The 13705-nt window shown below is 37.7% G+C and carries 13 protein-coding genes; 3 read left to right on the forward strand and 10 right to left on the reverse strand.

The genetic code is table 11. The features are described 5' to 3' along the window. Nucleotides 1-24: 24 nt before the first annotated feature. From JEM65_RS04475 to JEM65_RS04500, 6 genes are all read right to left on the reverse strand, one after another. Entirely contained in the window at nucleotides 25-549 is a 525-nt protein-coding gene (locus JEM65_RS04475) for a hypothetical protein (RefSeq protein ID WP_199597499.1), read from the reverse strand. Nucleotides 550-818: 269 nt separating this feature from the next. Continuing rightward, on the reverse strand, nucleotides 819-2054 hold the full coding sequence (locus tag JEM65_RS04480; protein ID WP_199597501.1) for a DUF6638 family protein: 1236 nt from the start codon (nucleotides 2052-2054) through the stop codon (nucleotides 819-821). 59 nt (nucleotides 2055-2113) lie between these two features. Next, on the reverse strand, nucleotides 2114-2713 hold the full coding sequence (locus tag JEM65_RS04485; protein WP_199597503.1) for an NUDIX domain-containing protein: 600 nt from the start codon (nucleotides 2711-2713) through the stop codon (nucleotides 2114-2116). Between the two features lie 31 nt (nucleotides 2714-2744). Continuing rightward, nucleotides 2745-4703, reverse strand: a complete 1959-nt coding sequence (locus JEM65_RS04490) for an AAA family ATPase (protein WP_199597505.1) — start codon at nucleotides 4701-4703, stop codon at nucleotides 2745-2747. Nucleotides 4704-4876: 173 nt separating this feature from the next. After that, the gene (locus JEM65_RS04495) at nucleotides 4877-5938 is read right to left on the reverse strand and encodes a hypothetical protein (RefSeq protein WP_199597506.1); all 1062 of its coding nucleotides are present in this window, start codon (nucleotides 5936-5938) and stop codon (nucleotides 4877-4879) included. Between the two features lie 204 nt (nucleotides 5939-6142). Then, complete coding sequence (locus JEM65_RS04500; protein ID WP_199597507.1) at nucleotides 6143-7486, reverse strand: microtubule-binding protein; 1344 nt, start codon at nucleotides 7484-7486, stop codon at nucleotides 6143-6145. A gap of 174 nt (nucleotides 7487-7660) precedes the next feature. Here JEM65_RS04500 and JEM65_RS04505 point away from each other — a divergent pair, with 174 nt between their 5' ends. Together JEM65_RS04505 and JEM65_RS04510 are read left to right on the forward strand one after the other, a co-directional pair. Continuing rightward, entirely contained in the window at nucleotides 7661-8446 is a 786-nt protein-coding gene (locus tag JEM65_RS04505; protein WP_199597508.1) for an MBL fold metallo-hydrolase, read from the forward strand. Nucleotides 8447-8559: 113 nt separating this feature from the next. Next, nucleotides 8560-8793, forward strand: coding sequence for a hypothetical protein (locus JEM65_RS04510; RefSeq protein ID WP_199597509.1), 234 nt, complete (start codon nucleotides 8560-8562; stop codon nucleotides 8791-8793). Between the two features lie 186 nt (nucleotides 8794-8979). Here JEM65_RS04510 and ettA read toward each other — a convergent pair whose 3' ends face one another. Continuing rightward, complete coding sequence (gene ettA, locus JEM65_RS04515) at nucleotides 8980-10671, reverse strand: energy-dependent translational throttle protein EttA (RefSeq protein WP_199597510.1); 1692 nt, start codon at nucleotides 10669-10671, stop codon at nucleotides 8980-8982. 98 nt (nucleotides 10672-10769) lie between these two features. Continuing rightward, entirely contained in the window at nucleotides 10770-10952 is a 183-nt protein-coding gene (locus tag JEM65_RS04520) for a CAL67264 family membrane protein (protein WP_066435655.1), read from the reverse strand. A gap of 309 nt (nucleotides 10953-11261) precedes the next feature. Between JEM65_RS04520 and JEM65_RS04525 the strand changes: the two genes are divergently transcribed. After that, the gene (locus tag JEM65_RS04525; protein WP_199597511.1) at nucleotides 11262-12446 is read left to right on the forward strand and encodes an MFS transporter; all 1185 of its coding nucleotides are present in this window, start codon (nucleotides 11262-11264) and stop codon (nucleotides 12444-12446) included. Between the two features lie 76 nt (nucleotides 12447-12522). On the opposite strand, the gene JEM65_RS04530 is transcribed toward JEM65_RS04525, so the two are convergent. Both JEM65_RS04530 and JEM65_RS04535 read right to left on the reverse strand, forming a co-directional pair. Continuing rightward, on the reverse strand, nucleotides 12523-12960 hold the full coding sequence (locus JEM65_RS04530; RefSeq protein WP_199597512.1) for a MarR family winged helix-turn-helix transcriptional regulator: 438 nt from the start codon (nucleotides 12958-12960) through the stop codon (nucleotides 12523-12525). 178 nt (nucleotides 12961-13138) lie between these two features. Further along, nucleotides 13139-13705 (reverse strand): NADPH-dependent FMN reductase, encoded by a 567-nt coding sequence (locus JEM65_RS04535; RefSeq protein ID WP_199597513.1) that lies wholly within the window; start codon nucleotides 13703-13705, stop codon nucleotides 13139-13141.

Genomic DNA, 13705 nt, shown 5'->3' on the forward strand with positions numbered 1-13705 from the left:
TCAGTCCTCATACCTCACACCTATCTACATCAACCCTTTATCCTTCAATCGCTCTCTTGCGCTCTTTTTTGGTAAATTAGGATCTTCCTCTATTTCTTTTTTTGCTTCTTCTACTACTTTTGGCTCTCTAGTGGTAATATCCTGTATAAAATCACGCCCTTGATCGATGGCTTTATCAAATTTTTCTTCAACGGTATTACTATGCGCGTCGATTACTTTTTCAGATTTTAGCACAAATCCGCCAATATACGTACCTATAAGCGTCCCTACAATACTAGAAGCAAAGACTGAAATGGTAGCAATATCTATCGGAATTAAAAAACGTGCGACTACTATTCCTATCAAAAAAATCATGGTAATGAATACCAAGCGCAACAGGAATTTTTGTTGGTATAAGAATCCCTTTGGATCATCGGGCGACATCTGTAGGTTTTTGGAATACATCAACTTATTTAAAAAACGATACAGTCCGTTGCCTGTTGATTCTCGCCAATACAGCAAGATTCCGAATAAAATTGAACCTATGAAAACGATGATTTCTAGTGTCATTATGTTGTGTTTTTAATGCTTAATAGGTTAATAATACTACAACCCTTCCGTCTTTAGGCTCTTTCCTGAGCCTAAATCCACCTTCCCTTATTAAGGGAAGGAATTTTTGTGATTGTTACTTTATAATAAGCTTATAAATTCATAAATAATTAAAGCTTCTCCTCCTTTTTAAGGAGGAGTGGATTCAGTTTCAGTAAAGAAACTGAAGACGAGGTGGTTAATTTCCAAAATATAAACCTTCCCACTCCCATAAAATTAGTCTATAAAACTTAAATATTGTTACGAATCGTCGCAATAACCCAATCTTTCAATGAATTCTCCCAAGTCTCATAGTTTTTATAAAACAACTCCTTATCATACCAATACAGAAAAAGGACATCCAATGGCGCGATATTAACTAACAATTTCCAGATTAAATCCTGATGCTTCACGTGTAATGATGAATGAGGTTCATTTATTCCTTCAAAAAGTTCAACATCAACAATATCTGCCAGTTTATGCTGATTACTAATTTCCATCTTATCCAGATACAGTTCAACACCCATTACTTTTTTCCGATCTTCGATTGACAATTTGTTCAAATATCCCTTAAATAACACATTGTCTTCCAAAATATCTATGATAGGATGTGGTGTGTTTTTTAAATACTTAGCTAACATAAATTTTTTGATCCGGTCATAACGTGGAGTTTTTACAACGGCATCTAAATCATATGCAACAATTAGGTGATCGCGCAATTTATCCATCAATTCTGGTTGTGAAATATGATAGATCAACACATCATAAGTTGTATCCATAATCGCTTCCTTATGCCACTTTTCATCTTGAAAAACCACGATTGGTGTAATAAAATCGCGCAATACAAAAACACCTCCAAAAGCTTTAGTGTAAAAGGAATCTGTAGTAAAATATAATTCTGGAAGCTCTAGATTGCGATGCCTTAAATCGCCATAAGTTTGAGCAGAGTCCAATAATTGTTGATGCAAGCCTTCATCAATAAAATTATGACCCTGTTTGAATTTATCAATTAATTCAAATTGCTGCATTTGGACTTTATCCAAATTATTAATCAGCTTGAACGTAATGGAAATATCTCCATATTTTAAGACATCCAAAGGCTCATAAAACGCATCAATGTGCTGATCAAAGTGCACACAAATGGCGCAATCTCTAGTAATATCATTAATTTTATCGCCATGAGTTCTAAACACATGCTGCATCATTTCCCGATCGAATGTATGAAACGGCACATAGACCGGCTTTCCTTTTTGCAACGGGGTAATGATAATAGCATTCGGATTGGCTTCACCGTTATTCAAATAATGGATTTCCTGCTTCTCTTCAGCAATTTCAGGGCTCCAACCAATTCCATCGATAGAAAAATTAGTGAGCTTTGTTTCCGTAAACCCTAATATTTTAAGGCACTGATTGTAACGCTCAACCAATTTCCCGCTGATGGGAATGAGTTCATCTCTATATAAATGTGCTGCTTTTAATTTTTCCATTAAAAAATTTCAATGTAATTATTTTTCCTGTTGAGTTTCGTTTCTCTATTCTCTTCTCTCTATTCTCCATTCTTTTTTCCAAGCAAACTATGTATATGTGCATACTGCAACAACATAATGGTTTTTGCATCTTGAATTTCTGTCGATTCAATCATTTTTAAAGCTTTAGAGAAGGGTAGCTCCATCACTTCAATTTCTTCGTGTTCACTTGCAATTCCTCCTCCTCCATTGACTTTCATGTCGGCGGAATACGGTGCCACAAATAAATACATTTTTTCAGTTAAAGCCCCGGGAGATGTATATGCTTCCATCACCTTTTTAACTTCCTGTATTCTGTAACCAACTTCCTCTTCCACCTCTCTTATTATTGTAGATTCTGGCGAATCCTTATCATCAATAGCGCCAGCACAGACTTCAATAGACATACCATCTTCTTTTTTTGTTTGGTAAATAGGCATCCGAAATTGTCGTGTTAAAATAACTGTACCTTTTTCCGGATTGTACAATAAAATTCCGGTGCCATGGCCACGATCATAACTTTCACGAGAGACACGCTTCCATGAGCCGTTTTTAAATTGATAATCATAATTGATTTCTGACAAGGTTGCCCAAGCTTTAGAAAGTGTTTTAATATGAATATTTTTTATGTTGTCTAACATTCTATAAATTTTGTCTGATTAGGTTTTGTTTTTAACTATCAAATTTGCGACGTGCTGTCAATTCGATGTTGAGGTCGTTGACTCTAGATTCCACTTGGCGTTTGAAATCAGTATCTGCAATTGTTGCTACGTTGTCTAAATACCGCACCACTTCCTGACGTCTTATTTCAGAAAAATCGAGACCTTTCATATTGGCACGCATCAATTCTTGGAGCATATTAAATTTGGTATTATAATCTTGTTTAAAATAAACTTCTGGATTATCAAACCACGAGGCTTCCAAATCAAAATCGGTTAGACGCAATGAAATGGCCGATTGGATATTCCGAACGTCCCTCGACGAAAAGAATGGAAACACACGCTGCATTTCCTTATATAAATTGGCATAAAACTGATGTTCATTGGTTTGGAATTGGCTTTCCACTTGGTCATAAACTGCATGGACACGCTCTTCTGAAGGTTTACCGACAGATTTCAGAATCTCTCCCATGTTTTTTGCCAAACCTTGATCTTGGAGATACTGATACTGCTCCGGATTTTTCATGTTTACAAAACCAGGCATCGTGTTTTGTAACTTACGCCACCATAAATGATCCTGATCTAAAAAGTCGTGTTCCGTCTGTGCGCCATCAATTTTAAATCGGCCTTGAACACGGGAAATCACCGCCTTATCCAACATTTCTGGTAAATTGGTAAATAATCCGATGGCACTATTTCCATAATTTACGGCATAGGCCCCTTCGGTATATCTTAAAAACACGCCAATCACTTCTTTTACACCAGCCGACACACCTTGTGCTGTACGCTCCTGCAAGTTGTTCTCTGCGTCATCAATAGGTGCAAAAATCAGTTTTGTAGGATCTTGCATCGGTTTCATCCATTCCACCATCTTTTCAGCAGAACCACCTTGAAATGTCGAAATTAAGGTATCTGGCATGGGATGGAATAGAAATGGCAGCTCCAAATGGTCACAATATTCTTTTAATCGTGTCGCGATGGCTGCGATGAGCATACTTTTTCCTGTTCCCGGAATTCCATAGCCCATAAAAACTGGCATAAACCCGCCCAACTCCTGAAACGGATTCTTTTTTGCCGTAAAATCGTAACTCAACATACGCTCAGTCAATCGGCGGGCGAAATGCTTGGCATCTTTATTTCCAACAATCTGCTCAAACTGAATTTTATTAAACGCGACACTTTTGGCGGCTCCTGCAAACACATTGGTCCAGCCAGAAATCGCAAATTCAGAATGTTCCAACTTATAGGTTCTGTCCAAAATGGTTTCCTGATGTTCCAAAGTTGATTTCCGCATTTGGATTTCGTCGATCAACGCTTCAAAAAACACGACTGTAAAATCGGCTACATCTTTATCACTTTTAATGATATCTGGATGCCCTAAATACTTGTCATAATAAAATAAGATACACGCCACACCTTTTAAGGGCGACAATAAGGAAATCTCAGGAATACCCGCGAACTTTTGTTTCATAACGCTTAAATCGTCAGAAGCATACGGTTTTAGGTTGTGTAAAATATGATAAGCGACTGAAAACAACATGAACGCAGTTGCCGTGTGCATTTTGCTTTCGTATTCCCGTTTACCCATACTGTCCAAGGACGCTTTGCGCTCATTTAAGCTGGACAATCCTGACGCATCATAATAACTATCTTTAATCCACACGCCCAGCGTCAAACCTTCCTGAACAGCGTATAAGGTTTGATTGAGCAACACAGGAATTGCAATAGAATCTGGCAACAAACGTTTTTTAAGCTCTAAAATAGTTTTGGAAACAGCCGTTGTTTCTGCTACATTAGAACCGTTGTTAGCTCGAGAAAGATACAGGAGAATCGATTCCTCTTTAGCATCCTTATCTTTGTTTTTGGCGCGTTGCCCTTGCTCCCATTGGATACTTTTAAGGTACGATGCTGCTTCATCGCGAAGCATATCGAGTTCGTTCTGTTTTATTGGGAATGTTGAGTTTTGTTGCATATTCTATTATAATGCGAGTTTATACTTTAACGTTCATTACTAATTCTCCTCCTTTTAAAGGAGGAGTGGATTCAGTTTTGGTAAAAACTGAAGACGAGGTGGTTATTCAACCCTTCCGTCTTAAATTCCTTAACTGGAATTTAATCCACCTTCCCTTTTTAGGGAAGGAATTTTTATAGTTTACTTATCTGCAAATCCGCAATCTGAATAGGTGGCTTTGCCAATCCATTCATAATTTCCGGTCTTTTGCTATACAATAATTGAATGATACGATGCGGGGCCAAAACATAACTCTTATTGACGGGTTGATTCCATTTTTGTAAGGTTTGTTTTGAGAAATAACCGCCTTCTGTAAATTCACTTCCGGAAGTCACGTCATCAATTTTCAGAGATAAGGCATAGGATTCCAAGGGAACATCTTTTGCTGCGATACTTTCTAGAATAGTATGCGTGATCAGGTTTTCATCTTTGGCAAAAACGTTATGGAAAGGCCCTAAATCGATACGTTTGATGTGTTTTGGTTTGACATCTTTTAACTTCCTGTCAATTCCGTAAGCCATAACATCCAAATTCATATCTCTATCGGCAGTGGTTTTAAGCACCTCATAAATCATTTCTTTACTGGCGTCTATGGTATGGCCTTCAAAATCGAAATACATATAGCATACAAAAGGTCGGTTGCAACCCACATCAAAGAAACTCCAGCTGGTCATGAACTCACCTACTGCACCTTCCGGTGCTTTTATTATTTTACCTTGAACAAACCGATTGAAAATAAATTTTTGTTCAACAGACGTGTAATACACAATGGAAGCCGCTTGAAACAACTTAGTCCTACTAACAGGTCCTTTCTTTCTTAAAAGAGTATCCAAAAACTCTTCTTGCAGTTCACTGACATCTTTAAGTTTATTGACGTAATTCTCTTTTAAAGACAAGTCGTTAAACAGATAACGGAACTCCAAATAATTAGGAAAACCAGATTCAGTTAAATCTACTTTCATATGCTCCTCTTCATCATACATGTATTTGACACGCATGGCTTCAATAGAATACAAGAGCAAATCAGCATATTGTTTAAAAAAAATAATTTCTTGTGTGGTACATAATTGATTGTATTGCGCAGTTACAATTAATTCCTTTAAAGCAAAATCGACCATTTTATGATAGAACACATACTGCGACTTGGAATCGAGGTAGGCAGAATCTAATGGTGTTACAATGTGATTAATGGACACTTTTATATAGTTAAAATGATTATAGAAGACTTATCAATGAGCACCTAAACCTTGTTTTGAATCTGTATTTGCGTTAAGGGTTGCAGCGGCATCCTTTTTTCTTTTTCAGAAAAAAGATACAGCGGAAAACCTGACCACGCTTTTTTGCGTGGGAACGCCCAAATTAAAACATCTGAACTTTTAAGCAGATAGATTGATATCCTCTTAAGATAACAGTTCGTCACCTGTGTTCTCAGGTTTTGGAGTTGGTTTGGCAGCCTCAGGAGTTTCTGAAGGTTTGGTGGCATCTGCCTTATAGTAATCTTCAAAAATCTCTTTCATGTCAATGCCATAACGCTCTGCAAAATTCTTCTGGATGTCACTGTCTTTAGCACGAATTTCCTGTAAAGCTTCAGCATAACTGCTGTACACGCCTTGCATCACTTTTTCGTGCACTGGAATGTTTTCCATCATTTCCTGACGCGCTTTGGCACTTGCAGTATGCATTGAGGCTAAAGTTTCGCCAATATGCTCATCAGTCTTCACTCCCAAATGTTCTAAAATAGCTGCAAATTCCTGGTCTGTACGCGCTTTTAATGCAACCACATACCCGTCATAATACTTCAATCGTTCTTCCGTATCACTTTTTAATTTGGCACGGTGGGTTTGTAAATTGCTGCGTAAAGAGGTTAAGACTTTAATGGTCAGATTATGTTTGTGTACAAAACTGTCCTTACTCGCCGCCAAAGTGGTGTACGCATTTTTGAGGCCTTCCAATTCTTCAATTTTTTGCTCTAGCGTGGTCACTTTACCAACAGCTTGTGCATAATTAGCCGATTGCTTGTCTACAATTTCCTCTAACTCCTGACGTGCTTGTCTTAAAAGCGCATAATTCTCATCGAGCTTTCCTTCTACCTCTTTCTTCTTTTCTAAAGCTCGCGTATGATTTTTGGTAGCTTCAACAATAGCCACTTGAAGTTTATCTTCAACTTCTTTGATTTCAACTTCTCGGTTTTTTAAGCGAGAAACTGCTGCTTGACTTTTAAACGACAGTTCGCTTAAGAGGGTTTGTACATCAGCACTTTCAATACGCTCCTGAAACAAGGCTTTTGCTTTATTATCTGCTCCTGCCCTTATTTTTTCAGCTTCCTTAAATTCTTGCTCCTCTTTTTTAATTCTGCTCTTACGTCCCCATAGGTTATTCCACCAGGTGTCTGGCTTATTGCGCGCATCTTCCAATTCAATTCGGGCACGTTCCAAGGCTTTTTGAGCTTCGTCAATAACACGTTGCTCATCGGGATTCAGCGAAGAGAATTTTTCAAATATGATCCCAACTTCATCTTGATAATCGGTCAAATCTTTAATAGCATCCAACAAAGTTGTTCTGTCCTTTTCTGCCATATGGACCACATCATCCAATGTGGCATTGAGAATTTTTTGGCGCGATTGCGGATCATCTTCTTGAGCCAATTTAGATTTCATGGTGTCAATTGCTTTCCCCCAATTGACATCTACTTTTCCTGTTTTTTCGTTGGAATTGGTTTCTAATAAATCAAAATCATCAGACATATGGTAATTTTTTTAGTGCGTTGGACATATTTTTAGTGAGTACAATTTCGTTAAAAAATATCGGTTTGAAGATTATTACTCCTTAAATTATTGGTAGTGATTTTTACAAAATTGTTACACCCTTCTGTAATATGTTTGAAAGTCAGTATCTTTAAGCAAACAAAAACGTATAAAATGAAAGGAGTACTCGCTATTGCAACCCTTGGGATCTTACTAATGGTCAGCTGTAAAGACAGCACTGAAAAAGTTGTAGAAATGGTATCAGAAACGGCCAATGACCTGCATAAAACAACAGCTCCAGATTCTATAGCTGTTATTCCTATCGAGCATGCTACGATGATTTTGACTCATAGAGATGTTGTGATTTATGTAGATCCCGTAGGAGGTGCTGAGGCATTTGCTGAACAAGAAAAGCCCGGTTATATTCTCATTACAGACATTCACGGCGATCATTTGGATGTAAAAACCTTACAAGCGATGACTTTAGACTCTACCATTCTTGTGGTACCACAAGCTGTAAAGGATAAATTACCCGAACTAAAGGTGAAAGAATTAGTGGTTATGAACAATGGCGACACCAAAGACTTTGATGCCTATTCTATAGAAGCCATTCCGATGTACAACTTAAGAAAGGACGCATTAAAGTTTCATGAAAAAGGTAGAGGCAACGGCTATGTGCTGAACTTGGGTGGCCAAAGAATCTATATTTCTGGTGATACTGAAGACATCCCTGAAATGAGACAACTTAAAAATATTGATATGGCTTTTGTCTGTATGAACTTACCGTACACGATGACTGTTGAAAGTGCCGCAAGTGCCGTGCTTGATTTTAAACCCAAAAAAGTATATCCCTATCATTTTAGAGGCACGGAGGGCATGAGTGATGTGAACCAATTTAAAACGCTTATAAATAAGGAAAATTCGGACATTGAAGTTGTTCAATTAGAGTGGTATCCGTAACGGTTTATCGACAAACATTACAAATTGAGAATTTTTAAATTTCATAACTTTTTTATTATGAAACAGTTATGAAATAAATTAAAAGTGTATATTTGAGTTCCAAATCTCAACTCATGATTGCTAATCATTACAATATTAATATGCTCTTGCTGGTAAGTACAGAACAACTTACGTTTGTTTTACTTATTACTGCTGCCGTATTTTTATTCTTTATTGCCTTAGCCGTCATTAAAATGTATAAATTAAAAGCAGAAAACAAACGCTTAACGGAGAGTGATGCTTTTAAAGCCGAGGTAGATGAGGGGTATAAAGATTTTACTGACGGTCATTTATATGACAACAAGTAAGCTCTATAAATAACACTAATTTTGAATACTTAGATAATAAAACATAAAAGAACAAGCCGTCTCAAAACTAATTGAAACGGCTTTTTTTATGTTTTTCTCTCGGATAGCTGTCCGAGAATGGTTTTCAAATACTCAACTCTCGGATAGGTTGTATAAGTATTGAGACACACTCTTTTAATTAGCAAATTAGCGAACTAATTTTTTGTACTTAATTCGTTTCGGGGTCAAATCGCCACCCAATCGTTTTTTCTTATTTTCTTCATATTCACTAAAACTTCCTTCGAAGAAATAGACTTGTGAGTCTCCTTCAAATGCTAGGATATGCGTACAAATTCTGTCTAAAAACCATCTGTCGTGACTAATTACTACCGCACAACCGGCGAAGTTTTCAAGACCTTCCTCCAACGCTCTTAATGTATTGACATCTAAATCATTAGTTGGCTCATCTAAGAGCAACACGTTACCTTCTTCCCTTAGTGTCATGGCTAAGTGCAACCGGTTACGCTCACCACCAGAAAGCAGTTTTACTTTCTTGTTTTGTTCACTTCCTGAGAAATTAAATCGGCTTAAATACGCTCTAGAATTGACTTGTTTACCTCCCATCATGACCAACTCCTGTTCATCACTAAAGTTTTGCCAAATTGATTTTTCTGGATCAATGTTAGAGTGTTTTTGATCTACATACGCAATTTTTGCAGTGTCACCCACCTTAAACTCACCTTTATCTGGAGTTTCCTCACCCATGATCATTTTGAAAATGGTCGTTTTACCTGCACCATTCGGACCAATTACACCAACAATCCCCGCTTGAGGCAAGTTGAAATTTAAATCTTCATAAAGCAGTTTATCATCAAATCCTTTACTCACGCCAACAGCTTCAATAACATTTGTTCCCAAACGCGGACCATTAGGGATGTAGATCTCTAATTTTTCGTCAAGTTGTTTTTGATCTTGACTCATCAATTTATCGTAGTTGTTCAAACGCGCTTTTTGTTTGGTCTGACGACCTTTTGCTCCTTGACGCACCCAATCCAACTCACGTTCCAACGTTTTTTGACGTTTGGAAGCGGTTTTGCTTTCTTGAGCCATTCGGGTCGATTTTTGTTCTAACCAAGACGAGTAATTTCCTTTCCACGGAATCCCTTCACCTCTATCGAGCTCTAAAATCCAACCAGCCACATTATCCAAGAAGTATCTATCGTGTGTTACGGCAATAATAGTTCCTTTATATTGTGATAAATGGTGCTCTAACCAGTGCACAGACTCCGCATCCAAGTGGTTGGTAGGCTCATCCAATAACAACACATCTGGTTCTTGCAATAATAATCTACATAAAGCGACACGGCGACGCTCCCCACCGGAAAGCACACCAATTTTTTTATCGCCATCTGGAGTTCTTAGCGCATCCATGGCAATTTCTAATTTTGTATCTAATTCCCAAGCATCAGAAGCGTCAATTTTATCCTGTAACTCTGCTTGACGGTTCATCAGCTTTTCCATCTTGTCGGTATCAGAATACACTTCTTCCAAACCAAACATATCGTTGATCTTATTGTATTCATCAAGGATGGCCACCGTTTCAGCAGCACCTTCACGCACCACTTCCATCACCGTTTTATCATCATCCAATTGCGGTTCTTGCTCTAAAAACCCCACTGAATAATCTTGAAGAAACGTCACGTCTCCTTGGTAGTTTTTATCCTGTCCTGCAATAATTTTTAAAAGTGTGGATTTTCCTGAACCGTTAAGGCCTAAAATTCCAATTTTAGCTCCATAGAAGAAACTCAAGTGAATATTTTTCAACACAGGTGTATCAGCACCTTTAAAAGTCTTTGTAAGACCTCGCATCGAGAAAATTATTTTTTTGTCGTCGCTCATTTCTAAAATAAGTTAATTGTTAATATATAATTATGTGATTCAGACTTACAATGAGGCTAAATGCTTGGTATGGACTGAAACTTATAAACCTTTAACCGTTATACCCGTCCTTTAAGTGCGTTGAACACCCAGGCGATGGCGAAGAAGCCAATACCTACAGATGCAAATCCGTACCCAGCTACGTCATCATATCTAAATGCGCCAAGAGCGATTAATGCAACTCCAACTATAATCATGATTGTTGTGGCCCAAGCCAACACCGTATTTTTATTCATTGACATAAATCTTCATTTTTTAGGGAATTACAAATATCGATTATTTTAACATAAAAACGCTGTTAAAGTGGGTTTTTAAAAGGATTTTTATAATCCAGTTGAGCTAATTACCTGTTCCACTGATTTGAAATTCTCTTTAGGCTGCAAATTATCATTCCATCAAATTTTGGCGGCATGTATTATAAAATCAATAGTAATCAACCGCAATTTTTAAGAACCCTCAATTTAACTTATTATTTACAGAAATACTGCTCCCAATGGTAAGTTAGTCCTTAATTTTGCCGTTTTATTTTTTAGCCTATAATTTAGAAACAAATGAATAAAGCCTTATTATCATTGGCCATTGGAGGGTTTGGTATTGGATTGACAGAATTTGTCATCATGGGAATTTTGCCTGATGTGGCCAATGCATTTCAAATTACGATCCCTGAGGCTGGACATTTTATTTCGGCCTATGCTTTAGGCGTTGTAGTTGGCGCTCCCCTACTTACTGGTTTGGGTAGCAAATGGCCTGCCCATAAGGTATTATTGGTGCTGATGTTGTGGTTTACGGTGTTTAATACCCTATCTGCATTTGCAACAGGATATAACTCCTTTATGGTCTTGCGCTTTTTATCAGGTTTACCACATGGTGCATTTTTTGGAATTGGCGCCGTGGTTGCTGGAAAACTCTCGAAAAAAGGAAAAGAAGCAAAGGGTATTGCCATTATGTTTAGCGGACTGACCTTTGCCAATCTTTTAGGCGTCCCACTAGGGACTTACTTGGGCAAGAATTTTGACTGGAGCATCTCGTTCTTGTTAGTTGGCGTTGTAGGTGTGGCCGCTGTTTTAGGCGTTAAATTTTGGATGCCAGTATTGCAAAAATCTTCTGAGACTAAATTTTTAAGCGATTTTAAAATCTTTAAGCGGTTAGAACTTTGGCTGATCATATTATTGACTACTATTGGAACCGGCGGATTTTTTGCATGGTACAGTTATATCTCACCATTAATAACGGAAGTGGCAGGACATGCTGAAAATGTTGTGGCTTATGCGATGGTTTTGGCGGGATTAGGAATGGTAATTGGTAATTTTGTTGGTGCCAAACTTACTGAAAAGTTCTCGCCCTTAAAGACCGTAATGCTCGTTCTTGTTTTAATGTCAATTTCTTTATCAATTAATGCTTATTTGGCATCAGACAAAACCATGGTATTGGTGATGACGTTTATTATAGGAATTGTAACGTTTTCAATTTCTACCCCTATTCAAATGCTGATTATTAAAGCCTCAAAAGGATCGGAAACGCTCGGATCTTCGTTAAATCAGAGTGCGTTTAATATTGGGAATGCTTCCGGCGCTTATTTTGCAGGATTACCTATAGCCATGGGCTACGGTTATACATCAGCCGATTGGGTTGGTGCGGCCATGGCGGGGACTGGCGTTTTGATTGCCTTGGGAATAATGATGTTGAAGAAAAATCAATCTAAAAAGGTCCGTGCTATCGCCATGGAGAACTCCTAGATCAACACTATACTTTCGCTTCTGTTAGAATCACGCCTTTAAAAATTGAACTTTTATCCAATAATAACTAAGGATGTTAACGCATCTTATCCAATAAATCGCTTAAGAGCTGCGCGTCCCCTTCGGTGAGGTTTTTAACCAAATCATCATTAAAATCGGCCGAAATAGAACTTAACAATGTCTTGCCTTTTTCAGTAATTTCAATAAACACGACGCGTCGGTCAGCAGAAGATGGCAATCGTTTAATATAGTCTTTGGCATGTAACTTATCCATTAAACGAGTGGCATTTGGGGAGCGGTCAATCATCCGTTCTTTAATAGTCTGCACTTTTAACGGCTCATTGGCACCATTTAAAATTTTAAGGATATTGAATTGTTGTGGCGAAATTCCGTGTGGTTTAAAGAACTCATTCTGAAAACTTGTAATCCAATTGGCGGTGTAAAGCACATTAATCATTGCCTTAATTTTGACATTGGCAAATTTAGAATTGATGTCTTTTGATAGATTTCCCATTTTTCAGTGGCTAAAATTTATTTTAAAGTTTTTGATTTTAGAACAGCATACCTGAGTATTCTTCCTTTTAAATACCACCTTAGCATACGCACATTGAGTAGTATTGTTGTTTTTTTGGTCAAATGCCCAATCAGCGATGCGACTTCTGGTTTAGTGTAATTAAGATAGACAAGATGCCTTATTTCCTGTCTTCGGAAGGTTCTGTTGCCATAGTTAAAAGCGCTTGCTGAAATGCCGTCGTGGCAGTTTCCAACTCTGTATTCAAACTGGCGTTAATAAGTTCTCCATCTGCGAAATTTTCATAAAAATTAGGCAAAGAAAACGTTGCAACAATTTTTGCGTTATGTCTAGGAAAGCGGTCTTTCGCCATAGCCAAAACAGAGGCTCCACCTCTTCCTCCTGGCGAAGCTGCCATCAACAACATCGGTTTGCCCATAAATGTTTTTTGTTCTGCACGGGACATCCAGTCAAAGATGTTTTTAAATACTGTTGCATAGGCTCCATTATGTTCAGCAAGGGATAAAATAATGCCATCTGAGTTTTTTATATGGTTTAGCAATTTCTGAGCGTTTTCAGGAATGCCCTCTTTTTTTTCTAAATCAACCCCAAACACCGGTAACTCAAAATCATTTAAATCTAAAATTGTGGATTTGACATCTTCTACTAAACTGGCCGCATAGGTTGACAGCTGCTTGTTGATGGACTTTGAGCTGTTACTTCCTGCAAATGCTATTATGTGCTTCAT

Origin of the sequence: Gelidibacter salicanalis (genome assembly GCF_016469035.1) — a bacterium.
Classification (GTDB): Bacteria; Bacteroidota; Bacteroidia; order Flavobacteriales; family Flavobacteriaceae; genus Gelidibacter; species Gelidibacter salicanalis_A.

Bases quoted from the DNA above. Each gene is read 5' to 3' on its own strand.
- JEM65_RS04475 (WP_199597499.1), bottom strand. From the start codon at position 549: ATGACACTAGAAATCATCGTTTTCATAGGTTCAATTTTATTCGGAATC.
- JEM65_RS04480 (WP_199597501.1), bottom strand. From the start codon at position 2,054: ATGGAAAAATTAAAAGCAGCACATTTATATAGAGATGAACTCATTCCC.
- JEM65_RS04485 (WP_199597503.1), bottom strand. From the start codon at position 2,713: ATGTTAGACAACATAAAAAATATTCATATTAAAACACTTTCTAAAGCT.
- JEM65_RS04490 (WP_199597505.1), bottom strand. From the start codon at position 4,703: ATGCAACAAAACTCAACATTCCCAATAAAACAGAACGAACTCGATATG.
- JEM65_RS04500 (WP_199597507.1), bottom strand. From the start codon at position 7,486: ATGTCTGATGATTTTGATTTATTAGAAACCAATTCCAACGAAAAAACA.
- JEM65_RS04505 (WP_199597508.1), top strand. From the start codon at position 7,661: ATGAAAGGAGTACTCGCTATTGCAACCCTTGGGATCTTACTAATGGTC.
- JEM65_RS04510 (WP_199597509.1), top strand. From the start codon at position 8,560: ATGATTGCTAATCATTACAATATTAATATGCTCTTGCTGGTAAGTACA.
- ettA (WP_199597510.1), bottom strand. From the start codon at position 10,671: ATGAGCGACGACAAAAAAATAATTTTCTCGATGCGAGGTCTTACAAAG.
- JEM65_RS04520 (WP_066435655.1), bottom strand. From the start codon at position 10,952: ATGTCAATGAATAAAAATACGGTGTTGGCTTGGGCCACAACAATCATG.
- JEM65_RS04525 (WP_199597511.1), top strand. From the start codon at position 11,262: ATGAATAAAGCCTTATTATCATTGGCCATTGGAGGGTTTGGTATTGGA.
- JEM65_RS04530 (WP_199597512.1), bottom strand. From the start codon at position 12,960: ATGGGAAATCTATCAAAAGACATCAATTCTAAATTTGCCAATGTCAAA.
- JEM65_RS04535 (WP_199597513.1), bottom strand. From the start codon at position 13,705: ATGAAGCACATAATAGCATTTGCAGGAAGTAACAGCTCAAAGTCCATC.